Genomic DNA, 23,457 nt, shown 5'->3' on the forward strand with positions numbered 1-23,457 from the left:
ACCGGGAGACTAACATGAGCTATCAACCGCAAACCGAAGCCGCCACCAGCCGATTCCTCAACGTCGACGAAGGGGGGCGCACGCTGCGTATCCATATCAATGACTGCGGCGACGGGAAAGAGACCGTGGTGATGCTCCACGGCTCCGGGCCGGGGGCTACCGGCTGGGCCAACTTCAGCCGCAATATTGACCCGCTGGTCGAGGCGGGCTATCGCGTGCTGCTCCTCGACTGTCCGGGGTGGGGGAAGAGCGATTCGATCATCAACAGCGGCTCGCGTTCGGATCTCAACGCCCGCATTTTGAAAAGCGTGGTCGATCAGCTGGGGATCGATAAAGTCCATCTGCTGGGCAACTCGATGGGCGGCCACAGCGCAGTGGCCTTCACCCTGAGCTGGCCGGAGCGGGTGGCTAAGCTGGTGCTGATGGGCGGGGGGACCGGCGGCATGAGCCTGTTCACGCCGATGCCGACGGAGGGCATCAAGCTGCTGAACGCCCTGTACCGCGAGCCGACCATTGAAAACCTGAAGAAGATGATGAGCATTTTCGTCTTTGACACCCGCGACCTCACTGACGCGCTGTTCGAGGCGCGGCTGAACAATATGCTGTCGCGCCGCGACCATCTGGACAACTTCGTCAAGAGCCTCGAAGCCAACCCGAAGCAGTTCCCTGACTTTGGCCCGCGGCTCGGCGAGATCGCTGCGCCAACTCTGATCGTTTGGGGACGCAACGACCGCTTCGTGCCGATGGACGCCGGGCTGCGCCTGCTCGCCGGGATCGCCGACTCTGAGCTGCATATTTACCGCGACTGCGGCCACTGGGCGCAGTGGGAACATGCCGACAGTTTTAATCAGCTGGTGCTCAATTTCCTCGCACGAGCCTAAGGAGTGATGATGACTTTTTCTCTTGACGCGCTGGCGCAGCAGCTGCGCGACGCCGAACGGACCGGCCAGGCGATCGCCCCGCTGCGCGATATCCTCGGCGTCGACAACGCCGACGCCGCCTATGCCATCCAGCGTCTGAACGTCCAGCACCACGTGGCCCATGGCCGGCGGGTAGTGGGTCGCAAGGTGGGCCTGACCCATCCCAAAGTGCAGCAGCAGCTGGGCGTCAATCAGCCGGACTTCGGCACTCTGTTTGCCGACATGTGCTACGGCGACAACGCCGAGGTGCCGTTTGGCCGCGTGCTGCAGCCCAAAGTGGAAGCCGAGATCGCCCTGGTGTTGAAGCAGGATCTGCCGCATGCCGATACCACCTTTGATGAGCTGTATAACGCCATCGAATGGGTGCTGCCGGCGCTGGAGGTGGTGGGCAGCCGCATTCGCGACTGGTCAATCGGCTTTGTCGACACTGTCGCCGATAACGCCTCCTGCGGCCTGTACGTCATTGGCGGCCCGGCGCAGCGCCCGGCAGGACTGGATCTGAAGCAGTGCGCCATGCGGATGACCCGCAACCAGGAGCTGGTCTCCAGCGGCCGGGGCAGCGAGTGCCTGGGGCATCCGCTGAACGCCGCGGTCTGGCTGGCGCGCAAGCTGGCGAGTCTCGGCGAACCGCTGCGGGCGGGGGATATCGTGCTGACCGGGGCGTTAGGCCCGATGGTGGCGATTAACGAGGGGGACAGCTTTGTCGCCCATATCGAAGGTATTGGCTCAGTTGCGGCACGCTTCGTCGCCGCCGGAGAAGGACATCGTGATGCGTAAACGTAAAGTCGCCATTATCGGCTCCGGGAATATCGGCACCGATTTAATGATTAAAATCCTGCGCCACGGCCAGCATCTAGAGATGGCGGTGATGGTCGGCATCGACCCGCAGTCGGATGGCCTGGCCCGCGCCCGGCGCATGGGCGTCGCGACCACCCACGAAGGGGTGGGCGGCCTGATGCAGATGGCGGAATTTGCCGACATCGATTTTGTTTTTGACGCCACCAGCGCCGGGGCGCACATCAAAAACGATGCCGCGCTGCGCGAAGCGAAGCCGGGGATCCGCGTCATCGACCTGACGCCGGCGGCGATTGGCCCATACTGCGTGCCGGTCGTCAACCTCGCGGCCAACCTCCACCAGGGCAACGTCAATATGGTGACCTGCGGCGGCCAGGCGACCATCCCGATGATCGCCGCGGTTTCGCGGGTGGCGAAAGTGCATTACGCAGAGATCGTGGCCTCCATCGCCAGTCAATCCGCCGGGCCGGGCACGCGGGCGAATATCGACGAATTCACCGAAACCACCTCGCAGGCGATTGAAAAAGTGGGCGGCGCGGGCAAGGGCAAGGCGATTATCGTGCTCAACCCGGCGGAGCCGCCGCTGATGATGCGCGATACCGTGTATGTGCTGAGCGAGATGGCGTCCCAGGAGGCGATTGCCGCCTCGATCGCCGAGATGGCGGCGGCGGTGCAGGCTTACGTACCTGGCTACCGGCTGAAGCAGCAGGTGCAGTTTGAGGTTATCCCCGAGGATAAGCCGGTCAACCTCCCCGGTGTGGGCCGTTTTTCCGGCCTGAAAACCGCGGTTTACCTCGAAGTGGAAGGGGCGGCGCACTATCTGCCGGCGTACGCCGGCAACCTCGATATTATGACCTCAGCGGCGCTGGCGACGGCGGAGCAAATGGCCGGGGCAATGAACAGCGCGGCGGGAGCGACAGCATGAACGGTAAAAAACTTTATATCTCGGACGTGACGCTGCGCGATGGCATGCACGCCATTCGTCACCAGTATTCCCTGGCGCAGGTGCAGCAGATTGCCGGCGCGCTGGATAAGGCGGGGGTCGACTCCATCGAAGTGGCCCACGGCGATGGGCTGCAGGGATCCAGCTTCAACTACGGCTTTGGCGCCCACAGTGATATCGCCTGGATTGAAGCGGCGGCGGCGGTGGTCAGCCAGGCGAAAATCGCCACCTTGCTGCTGCCGGGCATCGGCACGCTGCACGACCTGAAAGCCGCGTATCAGGCCGGGGCGCGGGTGGTGCGGGTCGCCACCCACTGCAGCGAAGCGGACGTCGCGGCGCAGCATATTGCCTTTGCCCGCGAGCTGGGGATGGACACCGTCGGTTTTCTGATGATGAGCCATATGATCTCCCCGCAGGCGCTGGCGCAGCAGGCGCTGAAGATGGAATCCTATGGGGCGACCTGCATCTACGTGGTGGATTCAGGCGGGGCGATGAACATGAACGACATTCGCGACCGCTTCCGCGCGCTGAAGGCGGTGCTGAAGCCGGAGACCGCCACCGGGATGCATGCCCACCATAACCTGAGCCTCGGGGTGGCCAACTCTATCGCTGCGGTGGAAGAGGGCTGCGATCGCATAGACGCCAGCCTGGCCGGGATGGGGGCGGGGGCGGGCAATGCGCCGCTGGAGGTGTTTATTGCCGCCGCCTACAAGCTCGGCTGGCAACATGGCACCGATCTCTATGCGCTGATGAACGCCGCCGACGAGCTGGTGCGGCCGCTGCAGGACCGCCCGGTGCGCGTCGACCGCGAAACGCTGGCGCTGGGCTACGCCGGGGTCTACTCCAGCTTCCTGCGCCACAGCGAAGCGGCGGCGGCGCGCTATGGCCTCAGCGCGGTGGATATTCTCGTCGAGCTGGGCAAACGGCGGATGGTCGGCGGCCAGGAGGATATGATCGTCGACGTCGCGCTGGATCTGCTTAACCGCCAAAAATAACAACGCGCGGCTGACCACGCATCAGCCGCCCATCACCTGATCCGCTTGTCCGGCTATCGCCAAGGTACCCTATGACCAAGATAACGACCACAAACTCCTCGCGCCTGATGGTCACCATCGGGCTCTGTTTTATGGTGGCCCTGATGGAGGGGCTGGATCTGCAGGCGGCGGGGATCGCCGCCGTCGGCATGGCGCAGGCCTTTGCGCTGGATAAAATGCAGATGGGCTGGATCTTCAGCGCCGGGATCCTCGGCTTGCTGCCCGGCGCGCTGGTGGGCGGCATGCTGGCGGACCGCCACGGGCGCAAACGCATCCTGCTGAGCTCGGTGCTGTTGTTTGGCCTGTTCTCGCTGGCCACCGCGGTGGCCTGGAGCTTCCCGACGCTGCTGCTGGCGCGCCTGCTCACCGGCGTCGGGCTGGGGGCGGCATTGCCGAACCTGATTGCCTTAACCTCGGAAGCCGCTGGCCCACGCTTTCGCGGCCGGGCGGTGAGCCTGATGTACTGCGGCGTGCCCATTGGCGCCGCGCTGGCGGCGGCGCTGGGGTTCTCTGGCCTCGCCGCGGCCTGGCAGACCATCTTCTGGATTGGCGGCGTGGTCCCGCTGCTGCTGATCCCGCTGTTGATGCGCTGGCTGCCGGAGTCGCAGGCGTTTCAGCGCGTGGAGACCAGCGTACCGCTGCGCACCCTGTTTGCCCCGGGACATGCTGCCGCCACGCTGCTGCTGTGGCTGGGCTATTTCTTCACCCTGCTGGTGGTCTATATGCTCATCAACTGGCTGCCGATGCTGCTGGTGGGCCAGGGGTTCAGCGCCAGCCAGGCAGCGGGGGTGATGTTCTCTCTGCAGATCGGCGCCGCCTGCGGTACTTTGCTGCTGGGCGCGCTGATGGATAAGCTTACTCCGCTGCGCATGTCGCTGCTGATATACAGCGGCATTCTGGCATCGCTGCTGGCGCTGGGCAGTGCGTCGACGCTGAGCGGGATGCTGCTGGCGGGGTTTGTCGCCGGGCTGTTCGCCACCGGCGGCCAGAGTGTGCTCTACGCGCTGGCGCCGCTCTTCTATCCCGCGGCGATCCGCGCTACCGGGGTCGGCACCGCCGTGGCGGTGGGCCGCCTCGGGGCGATGAGCGGCCCTTTGCTGGCCGGCAAGATGCTGGCCCTCGGCACCGGCACCGTCGGGGTGATGGCAGCCTCAGCGCCGGGCATCGTGCTGGCCGGCGTGGCGGTGTTCTGGCTGATGCATCACCAGCAGCGCGCGGCCATGGTCTGATGCTGTCCGGCGGTCTGGCGGAAAAATGCCGGGCCGCCGCCTTGCCTCTCCGCGTGTCCTGGCCTAAGGTAAGACATCATTCCCTGTCGTTTATCGTCTCTATGGCTTACCGCTCCCGCTTGCTCGACGCTATCCCTGGCATCCGCCACGCGTTTCTCGATGTCCACGAAACCGCCGCTTTTCCCTATGCCGAATTGGCCCCGGTGAAGCTGGTCCATGGCAATGAGGTGCATCACTATCAGCAGCCGCTGCCGACGCGGCCGCACGCCGACGCGGTGTTTACCGCCGTGGCCGGGCAAAAGGTGGGGGTGGTGACCGCCGACTGCCTGCCGATACTGATCGCCTCGCGAGACGGTCGCTTCGTCTGCAGCGTCCATGCCGGCTGGCAGGGGCTGGCCAGCGGCATTGTCGACAACAGTCTGGCGACTTTTCGCCAGCAGGGGGTGGCGCTGACCGATCTGGTCATCGCCGTGGGGCCGCATATTCACCCTTGCTGTTACGAAGTCTCCGCCGGATTTTATCAGCAACTGCTGGACCAGCCCGGCGGTGACCGGGTGGCCCGGCACCGCCAGCGGCTGTTCCATTCCCGTTCGGGCCCGGTCAGCGATCCGCTTAAAGCCGCAGCGCGCGGCAGCGATAATCTGTGGTTTGATTTGCGCGCTTTCGCTGAAGCGATCTTCGTAGAGGGGGGGGTGGCGCCGGCGAGCGTTGAATGGCTAGGGAGCTGCACCTATTGCACGCCGCAATCGCTGGGCTCCTACCGGCGCCGGACCCATTTTCCGGCGCCGAAGAGCTTTCAGTACTCGTGGATCATGCGTCAGGCCTGAGGCGCGCTGGAGTTAGATCACCCGAAAACCGTGGGTGCCGTCGCGGGCCAGCTGATCCACCAGGCCGTACTCCCACTCCAGATAGGCCTGCATGGCCTCTGCGGAATTATCGGTCCCTTCGTACGGACGACGATAGCGGTCCCGGCGCTCGACGGCGAGGCCGTCGTCGCCATGGGCCAGCGGCAGACCGGCGGCGATCCACGCCAGCGTCCCGCCGCGCAATACCTGTACCGGCTTACCGGTTAAGGCCGCCACTTCGGGCACCGCGTAGCGGGCCAGCAGGCTGCTGCCGCAGGTCACCACGTAACGTTGCGCGGGAGGGAGCGCTTCCAGGGCCTGGCGCAGCTGCGAGCGGGTCAGCCACCACGCGCCGGGGATATGGCGGGCGACAAAGTTGGCGCTGGTGGTAAAATCGAGCACCACCGTCCCGGGCTCCTCCAGCTGTTGCGCCAGCTGCGCCGGGCTTATCTCCTCCGCCGGCGGGGCGGGGGGCACTTCGGCGGCCGGCACCCCGCGCTCGCTCAGCTGGCTGGCCGACAGCGCGCTCAGCCGCGCCGTCTCCCAGCCCATCTGCGCCAGCCACGAGCCGGTCATCGCCGCCCGGACGCCATCGTCATCCAGTAACACTATCCGCGCTCCCCGCACGCTGGCGAAGTGATCGGTCTCCTGCACCAGCTGGCCGCCTGGCGCGCTCAGGCTGCCAGGATAGTGGCCCGCCGCGTACTCCTCGGGGCTGCGGACATCAAACAGGAAGGTGGTGCGGTCGCTCTGCTGCCGCCAGCGTTGTAGCGTCGCTTCATCGATGACTGCCACCCCGGCCCGTTCGGCGAGATGCGCCGCCTCGGCGGCCCGGACGCCAGAGGCGCGGGCGGAGGGGTCGTATTGCCGCTGCTGCTGGTGCGCCAGCGTCTGACCAGCCAGCGTCCAGCCGATAGTGCCATTGCGCAGGGCATGGACCGGGTTCGGCACCCCGGCGTTGATCAGCGACTGGGTGCCGATGATGCTGCGGGTGCGTCCGGCGCAGTTGACGATGATCGGCGTCTGCGGGGAGGGCGTCAGGCTCTCCACCCGCAGGACCAGCTCGCCGCCGGGCACGCTGATGCTGCCGGGGATGCTCATGGTCTGGTACTCATCGAAGCGCCGGGCGTCGACGATCACCACCTCCTGTCGTCTGTCGATGAGCGCCTGAACCTCCTGGGCGCTGAGCGACGGCGTGTGACGCACGCTTTCCACCAGCTCGCCAAAAGCTTTACTGGCAGAGTTGACGTCCTGAAACAGCTCGCCGCCGCTGCGGCGCCAGCCGGCGAGACCCTCGGCCAGCAGGGCCACATCCTGATAGCCCCAGGTCCGCAGTCGTTCGACGGCGATCTCCGCCAGCCCTTCGCCGTTGTCGTAGACGGTGATCGGGGTGGTGAAGCGCGGTATCCGCCGGCGGACCTCCAGCTCCAGTTTGCTGAGCGGCAGATTGACGGCAAACAGTGGATGAGCGGTGGCGAAATCGGCCTCTTCACGGACGTCGATCAGCGCCAGTTCACGACGGTCGAGCAGCGCCTGACGGATCGCGGCGGCCTGGCGATAAGCGTAAGTGGACATAATGGTTATCCTTGGTGTTCGCGGGAGGAATCCCAGATATTGGGTAAATGGCGGTTGGAGTAGCCGGATATAAACGGTTTTTGCTGGCCTTCCGGGGTATACACTGCGCGCTTCACCGCGCCGATGTTGCCGCCGTAAACATGTATGCTGATGGAGACGCGATCCGCCAGCGCATTGCTGACGCGATGAATGTCGCCATCGTCAGCGGAGACTTTCTCCACCTGACCTGCCTGCAGAAGCGTGGCGGCGCCCAGCGCGCGCGGTATGCCATCGGCATCCAGCTGGTAGCGTTGATTTTCCTCCGCGCCGCGCAGCATCCCAATGGCGCCCCACACCCGGTGGTCATGGATCGGCGTCGCCTGTCCCGGCCCCCAGACGAAGCTGACGATCGAGAAGCGCTCGCCGGAGTCGGCATGCAGCAGATACTGCTGGTAATGGTGTGGGTGCGGCAGGGTGTACTCTTCCGGCAGCCAGTCGTCGTGACGCACCAGCGCCGCCAGCCGCTGCGCCACGGCGTCAAGCAGCGGCGCGGTCGAGTGGTGTTCCCGGTGCAGACGGTCAACCTCATGAATAAAATGGCGTAATTTTTCCAGTCGTGGTGCAGTCATGTGCGCTTCCTGTCAGAGGGACTGGTCAAAACGCTAACAGAGGCGTTAATATTATTTAAATGCAATTTACGCATATATTAATATGCAAATTTCACATAAGGATCCTATGCGCATCGACGATATTGACGCTCTGCTGGCCACAGTGCAGTTTTCTTCCCTCAATCAGGCGGCGGACTATCTGGGGATCACCCAGTCGGCGATAACCCGGCGCCTGCAGCGTCTGGAGCAGGAGCTGAACGTCACGCTGTTAGCGCGTCAGACCCGCCCGCTGACCCTGACCGCCGCCGGTCAGCGGGTGTACGAGCAGTGCCTGAGCATTAAGCGCGAGACGAAAAAGCTCTACAGCCTGTTGGATCCGCAAGGCGAGCCGCGCGGCGCGCTGCGTCTCGGCGTACCGCAGAGTATCAGCGAGATCGCGCTGCCGACGGCGCTGTCGGCGCTGAGCCAGCAGTTTCCCGCACTGTCCCCGCAGGTCACCTGCGGCTGGAGCGGAGAGCTGCAGCGCCGGCTGGAAAACGGCGAACTGGACGGGATGCTGGCGATGGGCCCCGCCCAGCAGACCCTCGCCGAGGGCTACAGCGGGCGTCTGCTGTGCCCCCTGGAGGTGGTGCCGATTGCCGCCCGGCGGCTGAATCTGCGGGCGTCGTCGCTGCGGGAGTGCGTCGAACAGGGCTGGATCCTTAACCCCGATGGCTGTGGCCTGCGCGCCGGGCTCATCCGCGAGCTGCAAAGCCAGGGCCTGCGCCTGAAGCTTAACGTCGAGAGCGCGGGCGCCCAGCTGCAGATGGCGCTGGTGGCGCAGGGACTGGGGCTGGGTCTGGTGCCGCGGGCGGCGCTGGCGGCCAGCCCGTGGCGGGACGAGATCGAGGTCGTCAACCTCAGCAATTTTCAGCCTGCGGTGTCGCTGTGGCTGATCCACGCTCAGTATCTGGCCAACCTGCAGTCGCCGCTGATCTTTTTCGCCAGCAAAGTGGTGCAGCAGCTGACAGTATCCGACTGAAAACAGTACTCATTTTATCTTAATGCAAGTCTTGCATATTAAGATATGATAAAAATGCATTTTGTTCATTAACACACTCTGTATAGGGTAATGACCAGCGCCGCCGTCGCGGCCACTCCATTACCCTGACGCAAGGAGTTGTTCATGAGCATTCAGTTTCTTGGCATGATTGGCCACCGCCTCTCTTCCGAAACGATTGCCCCGGTGGGGCCGATCTTTGACCGCGACTATATTGTTCGCTTCGCGCAAACCCATGAAGCCGCCGGGTTCGATCGCCTGCTGGTGGGTCACTGGTCCGATCAACCCGACGGCTTTCTGGTAACCGCCCTGGCCGGACTGTCGACGCAGAAAATTCAGTACCTGCTGGCCCATCGCCCCGGTTTTGTATCGCCGACCCTCGCCGCGCGCAAATTCGCCACCCTTGAGCATCTGCTGGGGGGCCGGCTGGCGGTGCATATCATCAGCGGCGGCAATGACGCCGAGCAGCGCCGGGACGGCGATTACCTCGACCACGACCAGCGCTATGCCCGCACCGACGCCTTCCTCGACGTGGTGCGCCAGGTGTGGACCAGCGAGCAGCCTGTCGATATTCACAACGATTTTTATCAGGCCGAACAGGCCTGGTCAGCTATTCGTCCGCTGCAAAAGCCGCATCTTCCCATCTACTTCGGCGGTTCGTCGGCAGCGGCCATCGCCGTCGCCGGCAAACACGCCGACGTCTTCGCCCTGTGGGGCGAGTCGCTGGCGCAAACCGGCGAGACCATCCAGCGCGTGCGCGCCGAAGCGGCGAAACACCAGCGTGACATCGGTTTCAGCGTCTCGTTCCGGCCGATTATCGCCGACAGCGAAGCCGAGGCCTGGGAGAAAGCCGAGCATATCCTGCATGTCGCCACCGAGCAGGCGGCGCAGCGCGGGGGCGGTTTCAAGGCCAAACCGGACAGCATCGGCGCCCAGCGGCTGCGGGCCACCGCCGCGCAGGGCAGAGTGGTGGACAAACGCCTGTGGACCGGCATCGCCCAGCTGGTGGGCGGCGGGCATAACTCTACCGCCCTGGTGGGCACCCCGGAGCAGGTGGCCGATGCGCTGCTCGATTACTACGACCTCGGGGTGCGCAACTTCCTGATCCGCGGATTCGACCCGCTGAACGATGCGGCAGACTACGGCCGGGCGCTGTTGCCGATCGCTCGTGAAAAAGCCGCGCGGCGTGCGGCGGCGGAGCGCGCATCGTGATCCATCCTGAGCGCGACGACTGGGCGCAGCAGCTGACGGCGGTACGCCAACAGATGGCGGAGCAGGCGGCCAGCCTCGACGCCAGCGGCGACTTTCCCTGGCACAATATCGACCACCTGCGCGCGGGGGGCTGGTTAAGCCTCGCCGTGCCGCGTGCTTACGGCGGCGCGGGCGCCAGCCTGGCCCAGCTGCAGCAGGCCATCGCCGCCATCGCCTGGGGTGAGCCGGCGACGGCGCTGATCGTCTGCATGCAGTATCTGCACCATTTGCGGCTGGCGGAAAACGACGCTTGGCACGCGCCGCTGCGCCAGCAGGTTTTTCACGACGCCGTCGAACGCGGTGGCCTGATCAACAGCCTGCGCGTTGAGCCGGAGCTGGGTTCCCCGGCGCGGGGCGGCCTGCCGGACACCGTGGCGAGCCGCTGCGCGGACGGCTGGGACATCAACGGTCATAAAATCTATACCACCGGCATTGAAGGGCTACGCTGGCTGGCGGTATGGGCGAGAAGCGATGATAACCCGCCGCGGGTGGGCACCTGGCTGGTGCCTGGCGACAGCGCCGGGATTAGCGTGGTGAAAAGCTGGGATCACGCCGGGATGCGGGCCACCGGCAGCCATGAGGTGATTTTTCGCCACGTGCGGGTGGCGGCAGAGCACGCAGTGGATGTCTGGCCGGTCGATTCACCACCCTCTGCCCAGGCGGAACCGTTGCGCCTGTTCGCCAACCGGCAGACGGCGCTGCTGGCGGCGATCTATGACAGCATCGCCCGCGCCGCTCACGACTGGCTGGTGAGGTGGCTGACGGGGCGGGTGCCCGCGGGCCTCGGCCATCCGCTTTCCCGCCTGCCGCGGGTGCAGGAGAAGGTCGGGCAGATCGCCGGGCTGCTGCTGGTGAACCGCAGCCTGCTGGAGCAGGCCGCCGCACTGCGCTTTTCCGCCATCGAGGCCAATCTGGCGAAAGTCACTATTACCGACAACGCCATTCAGGCGGTGAATATCGCGCTCGAGCTGACCGGCAATCATGGCCTCAGCCGACAGAACCCGCTGGAACGCCACTACCGCAATGTGCTCTGCGGCCGGGTGCATACCCCGCAGAGCGACAGCGCCTGGCTGGCAGCCGGCCACTTCGTCTTTCAATCACAAGGATAATCACGATGCGTCTATCATTCTCAGGCCGGGTGGCGGCAGCGCTGATGCTGCTGGCGCTGGGCGGTTACGCGACGGCGCAGGAGCGGCTTACCCTGCGCATTGCCGATCAAAAAGGCGGCATGCGTTCGCAGCTGGAGGCGGCCAACGCCCTGCAAAATCTCCCTTACGACATTAAGTGGGCCGAGTTCCCGGCCGCCGCACCGCTGGCGGAAGCCCTTAACGCGGGCGCCGTGGACGCGGGGATCATCGGCGATGCGCCGCTGCTCTTCGCCCTGGCTAACGGCGCGCCGGTAAAAGCGATTGCCGTGGACAAAAGCAACCCGGCGGGGACCGCGGTGCTGGTTTCCCCCGGCAGCGCGATAAAAACCGCCGCCGGGTTAAAAGGCAAGCGCATTGCCACCGGCAAAGGGTCGATTGGTCATTTCGTGGCGCTGAAAGCGCTCGAGCAGGCGGGCATCTCGCCGAAGGAGGTGCAGTGGGTGTTCCTCGGCCCGGTGGACGCCAAAGTGGCGCTGCTTAACGGTTCGGTGGACGCCTGGGCGACCTGGGAACCCTACACCACCCAGATGGTGAAGACCAACGAGGGGCAGATCCTGGCGAGCGGCAAAGGGCTGCTGCCGGGGAATACCTTCCTTGCGGCAACGGATTCCGCGCTTAACGATCCGCAAAAGCGCGCCGCGCTGCAGGATTATCTCCAGCGCCTGGCCGGCGCCGAGCGCTGGGCCTACGCCAATCTCGACAGCTACGGCAAAACGCTGGGGGAGATCATCCGCTTCCCGGCGGAGATCGCCCGCGCGCAGTTTGCCAACCGCCAGTCGCAGTGGCAACCGCTGGCAGAGGAAACCGTGACCCAACAGCAGGCGACGGCGGACTTTTATCTCGCCAACGGCCTGATCCGCACCCGGCTGGACGTGAAGCCGACCTTTGACCCCAGCTTTAGCGTGCCCGCCGCGCCGGTCCACGCGGAGGTGACGCCATGAGCCGATCCGCTTTTTCCCGCCGCCGTTTTTTACAGCTTAGCGGCGGCCTGGCGCTGGCCGGGGTCTCCCTGCCGCTGTGGGCTCACGATATGGCGGAGATGGCCAGCGGCGATGCCCATCCGGCGCTGCGCCTGCCAGAGCCGTACAAGATCAAGCTGGCGATCAACAAAAGTGCGGTATGCCTCGCGCCGGTCGCCGTCGCCGAGCAGCAGAAGATTTTCAGTAAATATAACCTCGACGTTGAGTTTGTTAACTTCGGCAACTCCACCGATGTGCTGCTGGAGGCGATCGCCACCGGCAAGGCCGACGCCGGGGTGGGGATGGCGCTGCGCTGGCTGAAGGCGCTGGAGCAGGGTTTTGACGTCAAGCTCACCGCCGGGACCCACGGCGGCTGTCTGAACCTGCTGACGGCCAAAGACTCGCCGTTCGGCGGCCTCGAGAGCCTGAAGGGACAAACCATCGGCGTCACCGACATGGCCGGGCCGGATAAAAATTTCTTCGCCATTCTGCTTAAGCGCCACGGTATCGACCCGATCAGCGACGTGCAGTGGAAAGTCTACCCGGCGGATCTGCTCAGCGTGGCGCTGGACAAACGCGAAATCGCCGCCATCAGCGGCAGCGAGCCATTCAGCTATCGGCTGCTGGAGACCGGCAAGTATCAGCTTGTCGCCAGCAATATGACCGGAGATTATGCCAACCTCAGCTGCTGCGTGCTGGGGGTGAGCGGGAGCCTGGCGCGGGACCATAAACCGGCCGCCGCGGCGCTCACTCAGGCGATCCTTGAAGCGCACAGCTATGCCGCAGAACACCCGGAAAGCGTGGCGCAATCCTTCCTTGCCCATGCGCTCAATACCAATGAAGCGGAGGTGAGCGGCATTTTGCACGGGCAGGGGCACGGCCACCACGCGGTGGGTGAGGCGTTCGTGAAAGAGCTGACGCAGTACGCGGTCGACCTGCAGCGGGTGCAGGTGATCAAACCGGGCACCGATCCCCATCAGTTTGCGGAGAGTATCTATGCCAACGTCTTCGCTTGAGCAGGCTCTGGCGCGCCCCACCGGCCGCGCGCCGCTGTGGGGAGAAGGGCTGCTGGCCGCCGCGCTGTGGCTGCTGGGCGGTCTGTTTACTCTGACCTGGCCCGATGCCGGGCGGCGCTGGCCGTTTAGCGAGGGCTGGGCGCTGGCGCAGTTCACCTTCGGCGGCGGCTTGCTGCTGCTGGCGCTGAGCTATCGCTACTGGCGAGCGCGCGGCGCGCGCGTGCGGCATGCCGGCAAGTGGCTGGCGCTGCTGCCGGTGCTGTTCGCTGTCTGGGAAGGGCTGACCGCCAAGAGCGGCGTGCTGCCGGTGCCGTTTTTCGCGCCGCCGCAGGCGCTGATCGAGGTGCTGCATGATGACTGGCCGCGTCTGCTCGACAGCCTGTTGCACTCCCTGGGGCTGCTGGGGCTCGGCGTGCTGCTCGGCACCAGCAGCGGGTTCATCACCGGTCTGGCCATTGGCTGGTCGCAACGGATTGGCTACTGGGTCCATCCGGTGTTACGCCTGCTGGGGCCGGTGCCGTCTACCGCGCTGCTGCCGCTGTGCCTGTTTATTTTTCCGTCAAGCTTCGGCGCCAGTGTGTTTTTGATTGCGCTGAGCACCTGGTTCCCGGTCACGGTGCTGACCTGGTCCGGGGTCATTGGCATTGACAAGGCATGGTACGACGTGGCGCGGACCCTCGGCGCCAGCCAGCGTTTCCTGATCCTGCGGGTGGCGATCCCCGCCGCGCTGCCGAACGTCTTTGTCGGCCTGTTTATGGGGCTTGGCGCGTCGTTTTCGGTGCTGATTGTGGCTGAAATGGTCGGGGTGAAGTCGGGGATCGGCTTTTACCTCCAGTGGGCCCAGGGCTGGGCGGCCTATCCCAATATGTACGCCGCGCTGCTGGTGATGGCCTTGCTGTGCTCCGGCCTGATTAGCGGATTATTTATGCTGCGCGATAAGCTGCTGAGCTGGCAGCGGGGAGGGATGCAATGGTAACCGCGACATCAGGTTCGCAGACGATAGCGCGCGGCGCGGCGGTATCGATAAGCCATCTTCATCACGCGTTTACGCTCGGCAAACAGGCGGTGCCGGTGCTGGAGAATATCAGCCTGCAGCTGCGGCCGGGGGAAAGCGTGGCGCTGCTGGGTCCTTCCGGCTGCGGTAAATCCACCCTGCTGCGGCTGCTGGCCGGGCTGGAAGCGCCGCAGAGCGGACAGATGCAGTTCGACGGCGCGCCGCTCGGCGCTCCCGGGCCGGAGCGCATACTGGTATTTCAGGATCCGACGCTCTATCCGTGGCTGACGGTGCGGCAGAACGTACTGCTGGGCCCGCAGGCGCAGGGCAAAAGGGGGCTGGAAGCAAAGGCCGACGCGCTGATTGACCGCATCGGGCTGCAGGCCTTCAGCGAGGCGTGGCCGCGGCAGCTGTCAGGGGGGATGGCGCAGCGCGCCGCGCTGGCGCGCGCGTTGTTGAACGAGCCGCGCCTGCTGCTGCTCGACGAACCGCTGGGCAAGCTGGACTCGCTGACCCGCATCAGTATGCAGCGGGAGCTGATCGCCCTCTGGCAGCAGCAGGGTTATACCAGCCTGCTGGTGACCCACGATATCGAAGAGGCGCTGCTGCTGTGCGAGCGGGTGCTGGTGATGTCGCCGCGTCCGGGGCGGATTATCGCCGAGTTCGCCTTGCCGCTGGACTTTCCCCGCCATCGCGATAACCCGCAGCTGCTGCAGCATCGTCAGGATATATTGCGCATCCTCGGCCAGGAGGAGGACTGGTAAGGTGAACGCAATGCCCGGTGGCGGCTGCGCCTTACCGGGCCTACGAACTCGAGGGGAAGGTCCGTAGGCCGGTGCAAGCGCAGCGCCGCCCGGCAATCGACATCCGTTGCCAGGGTAAGGGTTAAAAATCCATCTTCACCGTGAACTGCACCTCACGCGGATCGCCAATCTGGTTACCGAGGTTATTGGTGCCGATGGAAGAGGTGTAATAGGTCTTATCAAACAGGTTCTTCACGTTCACCTGCAGCGTCACCGGATACTGCAGCTTCATCTTATAGGCGGCGAACACGTCTGCCACCGCATAGCCCGGCAGATAATAATCCGCGCCGTTGGTGCCGGAGCGCTTGCTGACCGCATGGCCGCCGCCGCCGACCGTCAGGGTGTTGCTGTTGTAGACGTTATGAATGTCATAGGTCAGGAACAGCGAACCGGTGTGCTTAGGTACGTTCGGCAGCGGTTTCCCCGCGTAATCCGGATCTTCCAGCACTTTGGCGTCGGTATAGCCGTAGCTGGCAATCATGCTGAGGTTATCGGTAATTGACCCGGCCAGATCCACCTCCACCCCCTGGGAACGCACCTTGCCCGCGGTTTTCGCCACCGTCTCATCACCAATACTCTCGGTGTACAGCACGTTGCGCTTATGGATATCAAACAGCGCGATATTGGCGGTTATGCCCTCCAGCAGGTCGAATTTGGCGCCCACTTCGTAGGCGGTGGACTCTTCCGGCGGCAGCTCGCCGATATAGCTGGCGATCGACGACTGCGGCATAAACGACTGGGCGACGTTGGCGAACAGCGACACGTTCGGCGTCACTTTGTAGACCAGGCCGGCTTTCGGCGTCCATTTCTCATCGCGGCTGTCGGTATTGACGTTAAACGGTCGGCCTTTACCGGCGTACTGGGTGTAATACTGGTAGCGCACGCCGGCGACGGCGATCCAGTTGTCGGTGAGGTACAGCGCGTCCTGCACGTAAGCGGCATAGCTCTCCTGCTGGATCCGCTGATCGCTGTCGGACGCGGAGACGGTATTGCAGGTGTCGAGGGTGCCGTAGACCGGATGATAGATGTTAAAGCCTTTCACGTTCTTGCAGCGCAGCATATCGGTGCGCAGCAGATCGTAATTCTCATAGGCGACGCCGGTCAGCAGTTCGTTATAAAAGCCACCCACCACCACGTTGCCCTGCAGGTCGGCGCGGGTCGAGTGCATCTTCTGCGTGGAGCCATGGGTACCGTCAACCCGGCGGGTGAGGTTGCCGGTCGCCGAATCATAGGCCATCACCCGCGCCTGGTTATCGTTATAGTGATCCTGGCTGTAGCTGTAATCGAAGCGCGCGGTCCAGGCGTCGTTAAGGCGATACTCGGCGTTGAGCTGGGCGAGGTCGGAATAGCCATCGGTAATATTAAAGGCTTCGTCGAAGCGGGTTTTGCGATCGACGTTCACCGCATGCCCGGTATTGAGATCGAAGATAGTGCCGCGGTCGAAGGGGGCGCTGTAGTCGCGGTGCGAATAGGACGCGGTCACCGTCGCCCGGTCGCCAAACCAGGTCAGGGAAGGGGCGATAAAGCGGCTTTTGTTTTTACCAAAGTTGCGCCAGTAATCCTCATTCTGATATTCGCCGATCAGCCGGTACGCCAGATTCGTGCCTTCGATGGGGCCGGTGACGTCGACGCTGCCGGTGCCGCCGCCAAAGCTGGTGGACGTCCCGGAAACCGAACCGGAGAACTGCCGCTCCGGACGTTTGGTGATGACGTTGATCAGCCCGCCGGGATCGAGAATACCGTACAGCGTCGAGGCGGGTCCCTTCAGGACTTCCACCCGTTCGGTGGCGGCGTTAAAGCTACGCGGCAGCACGGTGCGCAGGCCGTTGGTCATGATCGAGCCGTCGCGGTTAGCGCCGAAGCCGCGGCGGGTAAAAGCGTCCTGGGTGCCGCCAAGGGTGTTGGTCTGCACCACGTTGGCCACGTTATACAGCGCCTCATCGAGCGAGGTGGCGTGCTGATCTTCGAGAACCCGATCGCTGACGGTATTCACCACCTGCGGAATATCCAGCAGCGGCATTGAGGTCAACGTCGCGGTAGAGGAGCTGAGCGGTTGATAGCCGCTGGTGGCGCTCTGCTGGGCGTCGTTGGCCACCACGGTGATGGTCTCTTCCGCATCGTTGTTATCTTTCGCCGCGTGATTTTCCGCGGCCATTAATCCCGGTGAGGCTAAAAAAAGAAGCGAAAAAAGCGCCCGCCCTTGCAACGAGGTGAAGGCGACATGGGGTTGAGTCATTATCTTTTTCTCGTGAACGAATCTGCCTTTGCGGTCAGATAAAGCCAATAAAATCATTGCCCTGAATAATAAAAACACGTGGTTTAGCGTCTGAATGCGCCTTTATATGTGTAATTGAGAATCATTCAACCATGAAGGAATGTAGTAGTAAACGTTATGCAAGATAAAATTTCAGCGGCGAGGAACAGGACGTTTTAAACGCCTCCAGTAGGGAGCGTTATGCACTTATCTATTTGATATTGTTTTATTTAAATTATGTTGTGTTGGCGCAGCCTCGCTGTAGTCAGCGTCTCCGCAGGAAGACGATGGCGACTATTGACTACTACATTCATCCCCGTCATGATCAAAAGAGAATGAGATTTATTTTGATTTGACTGCAGAATGTCCAGCCATCGCCTGGAACGCTGCGGTGCAGGAGCGAGTTATGCCACAGCGGGTGACACCTGCAGAGCAGGGGATCGTACTGGATGCCCTGTCAGCCGGCTACGGCCAGACCCTGATCGTTGACGACATCAACCTGACCATCCCCAGCGGCAAAATGACGGTGCTGGCAGGGGCGAACGGCTCCGGCAAATCCACGCTGTTATCGACTATCGCCAGGATGCTGAAGCCGCTCGGCGGCTGCGTGCGTCTGGACGGGCAAGCCATTCATCAGATGCCGACGAAGGCCGTCTCGCGCCAGCTCGGCATCCTGCCGCAATCGCCGCTGACCCCGGAAGGGTTAACGGTTTTCGAGCTGGTCTCGCGTGGGCGCTATCCGTGGCAGGGGCTGATGCGTCAGTGGTCAGACGCCGATGAGCTGGCGGTGGAGGAGGCGCTGCGCTTAACGGGCACCCGCGAGTTCGCTCATCTGCCGGTGGACAGCCTCTCCGGCGGCCAGCGTCAGCGCTGCTGGATCGCCATGGCGCTGGCCCAGCAAACGGCCACCATTCTGCTCGATGAGCCGACCACCTGGCTCGACCTGCGCTATCAGGTCGATATTCTCGAGCTGCTCCAGACCCTGACCCGCGAACATGGCCGCACGGTGGTGACGGTGCTCCATGACCTCAACTTTGCCGTGAACTACGCCGATCTGCTGGTGTTTCTCAAACAGGGGCGCATCGCCGGTACGATTAGCGACAACGAAGTCTGTAGCCCTGAGCTGATTAAACGCGTGTTTGACGTTGACGTGCAGATGTCGATTAACCCGCAAACCGGCAAACCCTTCTTTATGCCGTTTCGCGCCCGCCAGGCGGCGGCGCAATGAGCGTGACTATCCTGCATTCCGCGCGGCGGCGCGCCCGTCCCCGACTGGCACTGCTCCTGCTTACGCTGCTGCTTATCGCCGGTTCGCTGGTGCATCTTGGCCTGGGCGCCCGCTGGATCGCCCCGCAGACGGTGCTGCAGGCGCTGCTGGAGTACAATCCGCGCAATTTCGAGCAGCGGATTATCGTCGAACTGCGCCTGGTGCGGCTGGCGGCGGCGCTGCTGACCGGCGCGGCGCTCGGCGTCGCCGGGCTGCTGCTGCAGACGGTGATCCGCAACCCGCTGGGCGAGCCGCATATCCTCGGCCTTAACGCCGGCGCGTCGCTGGCAGTGGTGGCGACCTCCGCGCTGGGGCTCTCTCTCGGCGCTTTCCCCGCCGCGCGGCCGCTGACCGCCGCCTGCGGCGCGGCGCTGCTGTTCGGCGGGGTGATGGTGCTGGCCTCTGCCGGTCGCGGCGGAGCGACGCCGCTGCGCATCACGCTGTGCGGGGTAGCGCTGTCGGCGTTTGCGTCGGCGGTGACGGCGGCGATATTAATTCTCGATGAACAAACGCTGCTGGCGATGCGCACCTGGCTGGCGGGCGATCTGGCCGGGCTGAACTGGAGCACGCTGTGGACGGCGCTGGTCCCGGCGCTGATCGGCCTTGGCGTCGCGCTGTTCCTTGCCCCGCGCCTTAACGTGCTGGCTCTGGGGGATAAGGTGGCGCTGGGCCTCGGCGTGAACCTCGTCCAGACGCGGCTGCTGGGCCTGCTGGCGATTGCGCTGCTCTGCGGCGCGGCGGTGGCGGTGGCCGGACCGATCGGCTTCGTCGGGCTGGTGGTGCCGCACGTGGTGCGCCGTCTGGTGACGGAAGATATCCGCCTGGCGCTGCCCCTGGCGGCGCCGGTGGGGGCGCTGGTGCTGCTCCTGGCGGATATCGCCGCCCGGACGCTGGTCGCGCCGCAGGAGCTGGCCACCGGGGCGATGACCGCCCTGGTGGGCGCACCGCTGTTTATCTTTATCGCCGCGAGGTTTTTTAAATGACGCGCGCCGTTCACCGGGCCGGTTTTCGGCCGCTGCTTTTCGCTTCCCGCCAGCTGCTGCTGCGCCCGGCGGCGCTGAAAATTGCCGCCTTTATGCTGCTGATGCTGCTGGCGCTCGGGCTGTACAGCCTCAGCCGCGGCAGCTATCCGCTGCCCGCATCGACGCTGGCGCGGGCCCTGCTGGCGCCACAGGAGATGGGCGAGCAGCCGCGCTTTATTCTGTTTGATATCCGCCTGCCGCGGATCCTGATGGCGCTGATGTGCGGGGCCATGCTGGGGCTGGCCGGCGCGGCGATGCAGAGTATCACCCGCAACGGGCTGGCCGACCCGGGGCTGATCGGCGTTAAAGAGGGGGCCAGCATCGTGGTCCTGGCGCTGGTGCTGTTTTTCCCGGCGGTAGGCCTGGTCTGGCGGCCGCTGGCGGGGATGGTCGGTGGCGTGGCGGTGGCCTTGCTGGTCCTGACGCTGGCCCGCGACTGCTCGCGGCCGCGCTTTATTTTAATTGGCATCGGCGTCTCCTGGACCCTGGCGGCGGCGGTCGGCATCTTTATGACCACCGCCGACGTACGCGACGTGCAGACGGCGATGATCTGGCTGGCGGGCAGCCTGCAGGCCGCCACCTGGCCGCTGCTGGCGGTGGCCTTTTGCTGGGCGCTGCCCGGGGCCATCATCCTGTTCTGTACCGCCCGGGCGGCGGACGCGGCGCTGCTGGGCGACCGAACCGCCATCGGCCTCGGGGTGCGTCTGCAGCAGTTGACTCTGCTGCGCTTTTTCGCCCCGGTGCTGCTGACCTCGGCCAGCGTCTCCTGCGTCGGCAGCCTGGGCTTTGTGGGCCTGATGGCGCCGCATATGGCGCGTTTCGTGCTGCGCGGCGGCCAGGTCTCGCTGCTGAGCGGCAGCGCCCTGATTGGCGCCTTGCTGGTGCTGGCGACCGATACCCTTGGCCGGTTGGCGTTTGCGCCGCTGCAGATCCCGGCGGGGATTGTGATTGCCCTGGTGGGCTGCCCGTTCTTTGTTGTCTTGCTCTGGCGTCGCCGTGATGCCCTTTAATCAGGAAGGTATTATGCGTTGGTTCGTCTCATTGCTGCTGTTGCTGACGGGGGCCGTCAGCGCCGCCGACCCACATACTCAAACTTTTACCGATGATTTAGGCCGCACGGTCACCGTCCCGCTGCATCCGCAGCGCATTGTTTCGATGCACGATCTCGATATTACTATTCCGCTGATTGAGCTCGGGGCGCCACCGATCGCCAGCCACGGCCGCACGCGCCCGGACGGCAGCCACTATCTGCGCTCCAGCGCCCAGCTCACCGGTGTCGATTTCGATAACAGCGATATCCGCTTTATTGGCACCGCCGATATCGATCTGGAAGCGGTGGCTGCCGTCAGGCCGGATCTGATCATCACCGAGCCCAGCCGCCACGTGTCGGTGGAGCAGCTGGAGAAGATTGCCCCGACGGTGAGTATCGACCATCTACAGGGCAGCGCCCCGGAGATTTACCGCAAGCTGGCCCAGCTGACCAGCACCCAGCCGCGGCTGGCGATCCTTGAGCGTCGCTATCAGGAACAAATCAAGCAGCTGAAAGCGATGGTCAACCCTTCTCAGTACACCGTCTCGGTGATCCAGGCGAACAATGGCAAGGTCACGGTGCATCATTCGTATCATGCCCTGGGCCGGGTGCTGCGCGACCCCGGGTTCCGCTTTCCGCCGCTGATTGAGCGGATCCCCGACGGCCAGCGCATTGACGTCAGCGCGGAACAGCTGCCGGAGCTGGACGCCGATTTTGTCTTCGCCACCTGGCGGTCGGATACCGGCGGTAAGCTGCAGGATGAGCTGCAGGCGATGGAAGCGGTGATGCCCGGCTGGTGCGACTTTATGCGCGCCTGCCGCACCGGGCACTATATTTTGCTGCCGCGGGAGGAGGTGATCTCCAACTCCTACGCCGCGCTCTCCCTGATGGTGGCCCAGGTGCAGTCGCATATTGCCGGCAGGCCGCTCCCGGCGGAGGCCAAATGAAAAGCGCGGTAAAAAAAGAGAAGGGGCGGGTCGACCTGTTCGGCGAACGCTATCGCGCCCGGGCGCATCAGCTCTCTCCGCGACTGCGGGCCGTGGTCAGCTATATCAACGACAACCGCGAGGTGGTGCTGGAGCAGACGGCGATGGAGATCGCCACCGCGACCCAGACCTCCGACGCCACGGTGGTGCGCGCCATCCAGGCGCTGGGCTTCGCCGGGCTGCGCGAGCTTAAGCAGACCATGGAGCGCTGGTTCGGCACCTCGGTCACCTCGGCGGAAAAGATGCGCACCACGGTCACCGCGCTCTCCAGCGACGTCAATTCCAGTATTGATTTTGTGCTGGAAGGCCATCAACGGGTTTGCGAGGTCCTGTCGCGGGCCGACAACCGCGCGGCGGTGGCTCAGGCGGTGGCATTGCTCAGCGACGCACGCCAGGTGGGGATCTTCGGTATCGGCGCCTCGGGGATCCTCGCCGAGTACACCGCCCGGCTGTTCAGCCGCATTGGCCTGCCGGCGTATGTGATGAACCGCACGGGTTTCAGCCTCGCCGAGCAGCTCATCGGCCTGCAGCGCGGCGATGTGCTGATCATGATGGGGCAAAAATCGCCCCATCGTGAGGGGATGACCACCCTGCGCGAGGCGAAGCGCTTGGGTATTCCGACCATCCTGCTGACCCAGGCGGTGGACTCGCGCTTCAGCCAGGAGGCGCAGGTGGTGATTGACGTCCCGCGCGGCGGGGACAGTAGCCGGATGCCGCTGCACGGCACGGTGCTGGTCTGTCTGGAGATGATTGTTCTGTCGGTGGCCTCCACCACGCCACAAAAAACGGTGAAATCCCTGAAGCGAATCAACGACCTGCACCGGGCCATTGGTAAATCCGGCGGTAAACGCGGCAGTTGATAAGATAATTCACCAGCGGGAAGGTTTCCGGTTGCATATAAAAGTCAGTGTGTGTATTTTTATGCAAAATAAATGCATAAAAAGGAAATCTCATGGTCAAGAATTTGCTCAAAGCGTGTTTCATGATGGCCGCGCTGACGGCAGCCGGACAGGCGGCTACGGAAACCTATACTGTAGGCTCCGGCGGCACCTACCGGCCGTTTGAATTTGAAAACAGCCAGAAACAGCTGGAAGGTTTCGACATCGACATCATCAAGGCCATTGCCAAAGCCGAAGGCTTTGACGTCAAGCTGGTCAATACCCCATGGGAAGGCATCTTCGCCACGCTGAACACCGGCGACCGCGACATCATCATCTCCGGGATCACCATCACCGATAAACGCAAACAGATGGTCGATTTCTCCGCGCCGTACTTCCCGGCTGAGCAGTCTATCGTCGTCGCCCAGGACTCGAAGGTGGATTCGCTGGCGGCCCTGAAAAACGAGAAGGTCGGGGTGGTGAACTCCAGCACCGGCGATATCGTGGTTTCTGAGGTGCTGGGCAAGAACAGCACGGCGATCAAGCGCTTCGACAATACCCCGCTGATGCTCCAGGAACTGTTCGAGGACGGCGTCAGCGCCGCGGTGGGTGACGTCGGGGTGGTGAAGTACTACATCAAACAGCACCCGGAGAAGCAGTTCAAGCTGGTGCCGGATGCCAAATTCGAACGTCAGTATTTCGGTATCGCGGTGGCGAAAGGCAACAGCGAACTGCTGGGCAAAATCAACGCCGGTCTGCAGAAGATCGTTGCCGACGGGACTTACGCCAAAATCTATAAAACCTGGTTCGACGACAACGTGCCGACGCTGCCAGCGCAATAACCCACCTTTTTCAGTGACCACGGCTATCGCCCAGGCGATA

At 63.9% G+C, this 23,457-nt stretch carries 20 protein-coding genes and 2 pseudogenes; 19 read left to right on the forward strand and 3 right to left on the reverse strand.

Annotation, left to right across the window (positions count from 1 at the left end; translation table 11 throughout):
• Positions 1-14: 14 nt before the first annotated feature.
• From mhpC to ABLU50_RS11815, 6 genes are all read left to right on the forward strand, one after another.
• Positions 15-881 (forward strand): 2-hydroxy-6-oxonona-2,4-dienedioate hydrolase, encoded by an 867-nt coding sequence (mhpC, locus tag ABLU50_RS11790; RefSeq protein ID WP_087832272.1) that lies wholly within the window; start codon positions 15-17, stop codon positions 879-881.
• Positions 882-890: 9 nt separating this feature from the next.
• The gene (mhpD, locus tag ABLU50_RS11795) at positions 891-1,697 is read left to right on the forward strand and encodes a 2-keto-4-pentenoate hydratase (protein WP_087832271.1); all 807 of its coding nucleotides are present in this window, start codon (positions 891-893) and stop codon (positions 1,695-1,697) included.
• Positions 1,690-2,640 (forward strand): acetaldehyde dehydrogenase, encoded by a 951-nt coding sequence (mhpF, locus tag ABLU50_RS11800; RefSeq protein ID WP_087832270.1) that lies wholly within the window; start codon positions 1,690-1,692, stop codon positions 2,638-2,640. The genes mhpD and mhpF overlap by 8 nt, the downstream gene beginning before the upstream one ends.
• A complete protein-coding gene (gene mhpE, locus ABLU50_RS11805; protein WP_087832269.1) occupies positions 2,637-3,653 on the forward strand; it encodes a 4-hydroxy-2-oxovalerate aldolase in 1,017 nt (338 codons plus the stop codon). Before mhpF ends, mhpE begins: the two co-directional genes overlap by 4 nt.
• 71 nt (positions 3,654-3,724) lie before the next feature.
• Positions 3,725-4,921 (forward strand): 3-(3-hydroxy-phenyl)propionate transporter MhpT, encoded by a 1,197-nt coding sequence (mhpT, locus tag ABLU50_RS11810; RefSeq protein ID WP_087832268.1) that lies wholly within the window; start codon positions 3,725-3,727, stop codon positions 4,919-4,921.
• 101 nt (positions 4,922-5,022) lie between these two features.
• Positions 5,023-5,748: a polyphenol oxidase family protein gene (locus ABLU50_RS11815; protein ID WP_087832298.1), complete on the forward strand. Its 726-nt coding sequence runs from the start codon at positions 5,023-5,025 to the stop codon at positions 5,746-5,748.
• Positions 5,749-5,760: 12 nt separating this feature from the next.
• Here the strand turns inward: ABLU50_RS11815 and ABLU50_RS11820 are convergent, their stop codons facing one another.
• Positions 5,761-7,341, reverse strand: coding sequence for a rhodanese homology domain-containing protein (locus ABLU50_RS11820; RefSeq protein WP_087832267.1), 1,581 nt, complete (start codon positions 7,339-7,341; stop codon positions 5,761-5,763).
• A gap of 5 nt (positions 7,342-7,346) precedes the next feature.
• Entirely contained in the window at positions 7,347-7,949 is a 603-nt protein-coding gene (locus ABLU50_RS11825) for a cysteine dioxygenase (RefSeq protein ID WP_004203047.1), read from the reverse strand.
• 106 nt (positions 7,950-8,055) lie between these two features.
• Here ABLU50_RS11825 and ABLU50_RS11830 point away from each other — a divergent pair, with 106 nt between their 5' ends.
• The 7 genes and pseudogenes from ABLU50_RS11830 to ABLU50_RS11860 all read left to right on the forward strand — a co-directional run bounded on the left by ABLU50_RS11830 (position 8,056) and on the right by ABLU50_RS11860 (position 15,099).
• Positions 8,056-8,949: a LysR family transcriptional regulator gene (locus ABLU50_RS11830; protein WP_087832266.1), complete on the forward strand. Its 894-nt coding sequence runs from the start codon at positions 8,056-8,058 to the stop codon at positions 8,947-8,949.
• Between the two features lie 144 nt (positions 8,950-9,093).
• Positions 9,094-10,189 (forward strand): annotated as a pseudogene (locus ABLU50_RS11835) (LLM class flavin-dependent oxidoreductase).
• Positions 10,176-11,327 (forward strand): acyl-CoA dehydrogenase family protein, encoded by a 1,152-nt coding sequence (locus ABLU50_RS11840; RefSeq protein WP_176391518.1) that lies wholly within the window; start codon positions 10,176-10,178, stop codon positions 11,325-11,327. The pseudogene ABLU50_RS11835 and the gene ABLU50_RS11840 overlap by 14 nt, the downstream one beginning before the upstream one ends.
• Positions 11,328-11,332: 5 nt before the next feature.
• Complete coding sequence (locus ABLU50_RS11845; RefSeq protein ID WP_057215827.1) at positions 11,333-12,307, forward strand: ABC transporter substrate-binding protein; 975 nt, start codon at positions 11,333-11,335, stop codon at positions 12,305-12,307.
• Positions 12,304-13,341, forward strand: coding sequence for an ABC transporter substrate-binding protein (locus ABLU50_RS11850; RefSeq protein WP_032456230.1), 1,038 nt, complete (start codon positions 12,304-12,306; stop codon positions 13,339-13,341). The genes ABLU50_RS11845 and ABLU50_RS11850 overlap by 4 nt, the downstream gene beginning before the upstream one ends.
• Positions 13,322-14,317 carry an ABC transporter permease subunit gene (locus ABLU50_RS11855; protein ID WP_087832265.1) on the forward strand — a complete coding sequence of 332 codons (996 nt, stop codon included), beginning with the start codon at positions 13,322-13,324 and terminating at the stop codon, positions 14,315-14,317. Before ABLU50_RS11850 ends, ABLU50_RS11855 begins: the two co-directional genes overlap by 20 nt.
• Entirely contained in the window at positions 14,311-15,099 is a 789-nt protein-coding gene (locus ABLU50_RS11860) for an ATP-binding cassette domain-containing protein (RefSeq protein WP_048324560.1), read from the forward strand. Before ABLU50_RS11855 ends, ABLU50_RS11860 begins: the two co-directional genes overlap by 7 nt.
• 121 nt (positions 15,100-15,220) lie before the next feature.
• Here ABLU50_RS11860 and ABLU50_RS11865 read toward each other — a convergent pair whose 3' ends face one another.
• On the reverse strand, positions 15,221-17,293 hold the full coding sequence (locus ABLU50_RS11865; RefSeq protein ID WP_072206859.1) for a TonB-dependent siderophore receptor: 2,073 nt from the start codon (positions 17,291-17,293) through the stop codon (positions 15,221-15,223).
• A gap of 505 nt (positions 17,294-17,798) precedes the next feature.
• On the opposite strand from ABLU50_RS11865, the gene ABLU50_RS11870 reads away from it, so the two are divergent.
• From ABLU50_RS11870 to ABLU50_RS11895, 6 genes and pseudogenes are all read left to right on the forward strand, one after another.
• Positions 17,799-18,620 carry an ABC transporter ATP-binding protein gene (locus tag ABLU50_RS11870; protein WP_004203036.1) on the forward strand — a complete coding sequence of 274 codons (822 nt, stop codon included), beginning with the start codon at positions 17,799-17,801 and terminating at the stop codon, positions 18,618-18,620.
• Positions 18,617-19,642 carry an iron ABC transporter permease gene (locus tag ABLU50_RS11875; protein WP_087832264.1) on the forward strand — a complete coding sequence of 342 codons (1,026 nt, stop codon included), beginning with the start codon at positions 18,617-18,619 and terminating at the stop codon, positions 19,640-19,642. The genes ABLU50_RS11870 and ABLU50_RS11875 overlap by 4 nt, the downstream gene beginning before the upstream one ends.
• A complete protein-coding gene (locus ABLU50_RS11880) occupies positions 19,639-20,691 on the forward strand; it encodes an iron ABC transporter permease (protein WP_057215818.1) in 1,053 nt (350 codons plus the stop codon). Before ABLU50_RS11875 ends, ABLU50_RS11880 begins: the two co-directional genes overlap by 4 nt.
• Positions 20,681-21,658, forward strand: coding sequence for an ABC transporter substrate-binding protein (locus ABLU50_RS11885; RefSeq protein WP_176391519.1), 978 nt, complete (start codon positions 20,681-20,683; stop codon positions 21,656-21,658). Before ABLU50_RS11880 ends, ABLU50_RS11885 begins: the two co-directional genes overlap by 11 nt.
• Positions 21,624-22,557 (forward strand): annotated as a pseudogene (locus tag ABLU50_RS11890) (MurR/RpiR family transcriptional regulator). The gene ABLU50_RS11885 and the pseudogene ABLU50_RS11890 overlap by 35 nt, the downstream one beginning before the upstream one ends.
• A 92-nt stretch (positions 22,558-22,649) precedes the next feature.
• Positions 22,650-23,417, forward strand: a complete 768-nt coding sequence (locus ABLU50_RS11895) for a basic amino acid ABC transporter substrate-binding protein (RefSeq protein WP_087832262.1) — start codon at positions 22,650-22,652, stop codon at positions 23,415-23,417.
• Positions 23,418-23,457 lie beyond the last annotated feature (40 nt).

The sequence above is a fragment of the Klebsiella sp. GG_Kp173 genome, assembly GCF_040062415.1.
Taxonomy (GTDB): Bacteria; Pseudomonadota; Gammaproteobacteria; order Enterobacterales; family Enterobacteriaceae; genus Klebsiella; species Klebsiella quasipneumoniae.

Excerpts from the sequence above, each read along its gene's own strand:
- mhpC (WP_087832272.1), top strand. The coding sequence starts at position 15 with ATGAGCTATCAACCGCAAACCGAAGCCGCCACCAGCCGATTCCTCAAC.
- mhpD (WP_087832271.1), top strand. The coding sequence starts at position 891 with ATGACTTTTTCTCTTGACGCGCTGGCGCAGCAGCTGCGCGACGCCGAA.
- mhpF (WP_087832270.1), top strand. The coding sequence starts at position 1,690 with ATGCGTAAACGTAAAGTCGCCATTATCGGCTCCGGGAATATCGGCACC.
- mhpE (WP_087832269.1), top strand. The coding sequence starts at position 2,637 with ATGAACGGTAAAAAACTTTATATCTCGGACGTGACGCTGCGCGATGGC.
- mhpT (WP_087832268.1), top strand. The coding sequence starts at position 3,725 with ATGACCAAGATAACGACCACAAACTCCTCGCGCCTGATGGTCACCATC.
- ABLU50_RS11815 (WP_087832298.1), top strand. The coding sequence starts at position 5,023 with ATGGCTTACCGCTCCCGCTTGCTCGACGCTATCCCTGGCATCCGCCAC.
- ABLU50_RS11820 (WP_087832267.1), bottom strand. The coding sequence starts at position 7,341 with ATGTCCACTTACGCTTATCGCCAGGCCGCCGCGATCCGTCAGGCGCTG.
- ABLU50_RS11825 (WP_004203047.1), bottom strand. The coding sequence starts at position 7,949 with ATGACTGCACCACGACTGGAAAAATTACGCCATTTTATTCATGAGGTT.
- ABLU50_RS11830 (WP_087832266.1), top strand. The coding sequence starts at position 8,056 with ATGCGCATCGACGATATTGACGCTCTGCTGGCCACAGTGCAGTTTTCT.
- ABLU50_RS11845 (WP_057215827.1), top strand. The coding sequence starts at position 11,333 with ATGCGTCTATCATTCTCAGGCCGGGTGGCGGCAGCGCTGATGCTGCTG.
- ABLU50_RS11850 (WP_032456230.1), top strand. The coding sequence starts at position 12,304 with ATGAGCCGATCCGCTTTTTCCCGCCGCCGTTTTTTACAGCTTAGCGGC.
- ABLU50_RS11855 (WP_087832265.1), top strand. The coding sequence starts at position 13,322 with ATGCCAACGTCTTCGCTTGAGCAGGCTCTGGCGCGCCCCACCGGCCGC.
- ABLU50_RS11860 (WP_048324560.1), top strand. The coding sequence starts at position 14,311 with ATGGTAACCGCGACATCAGGTTCGCAGACGATAGCGCGCGGCGCGGCG.
- ABLU50_RS11865 (WP_072206859.1), bottom strand. The coding sequence starts at position 17,293 with ATGGCCGCGGAAAATCACGCGGCGAAAGATAACAACGATGCGGAAGAG.
- ABLU50_RS11870 (WP_004203036.1), top strand. The coding sequence starts at position 17,799 with ATGCCACAGCGGGTGACACCTGCAGAGCAGGGGATCGTACTGGATGCC.
- ABLU50_RS11875 (WP_087832264.1), top strand. The coding sequence starts at position 18,617 with ATGAGCGTGACTATCCTGCATTCCGCGCGGCGGCGCGCCCGTCCCCGA.
- ABLU50_RS11880 (WP_057215818.1), top strand. The coding sequence starts at position 19,639 with ATGACGCGCGCCGTTCACCGGGCCGGTTTTCGGCCGCTGCTTTTCGCT.
- ABLU50_RS11885 (WP_176391519.1), top strand. The coding sequence starts at position 20,681 with ATGCCCTTTAATCAGGAAGGTATTATGCGTTGGTTCGTCTCATTGCTG.
- ABLU50_RS11895 (WP_087832262.1), top strand. The coding sequence starts at position 22,650 with ATGGTCAAGAATTTGCTCAAAGCGTGTTTCATGATGGCCGCGCTGACG.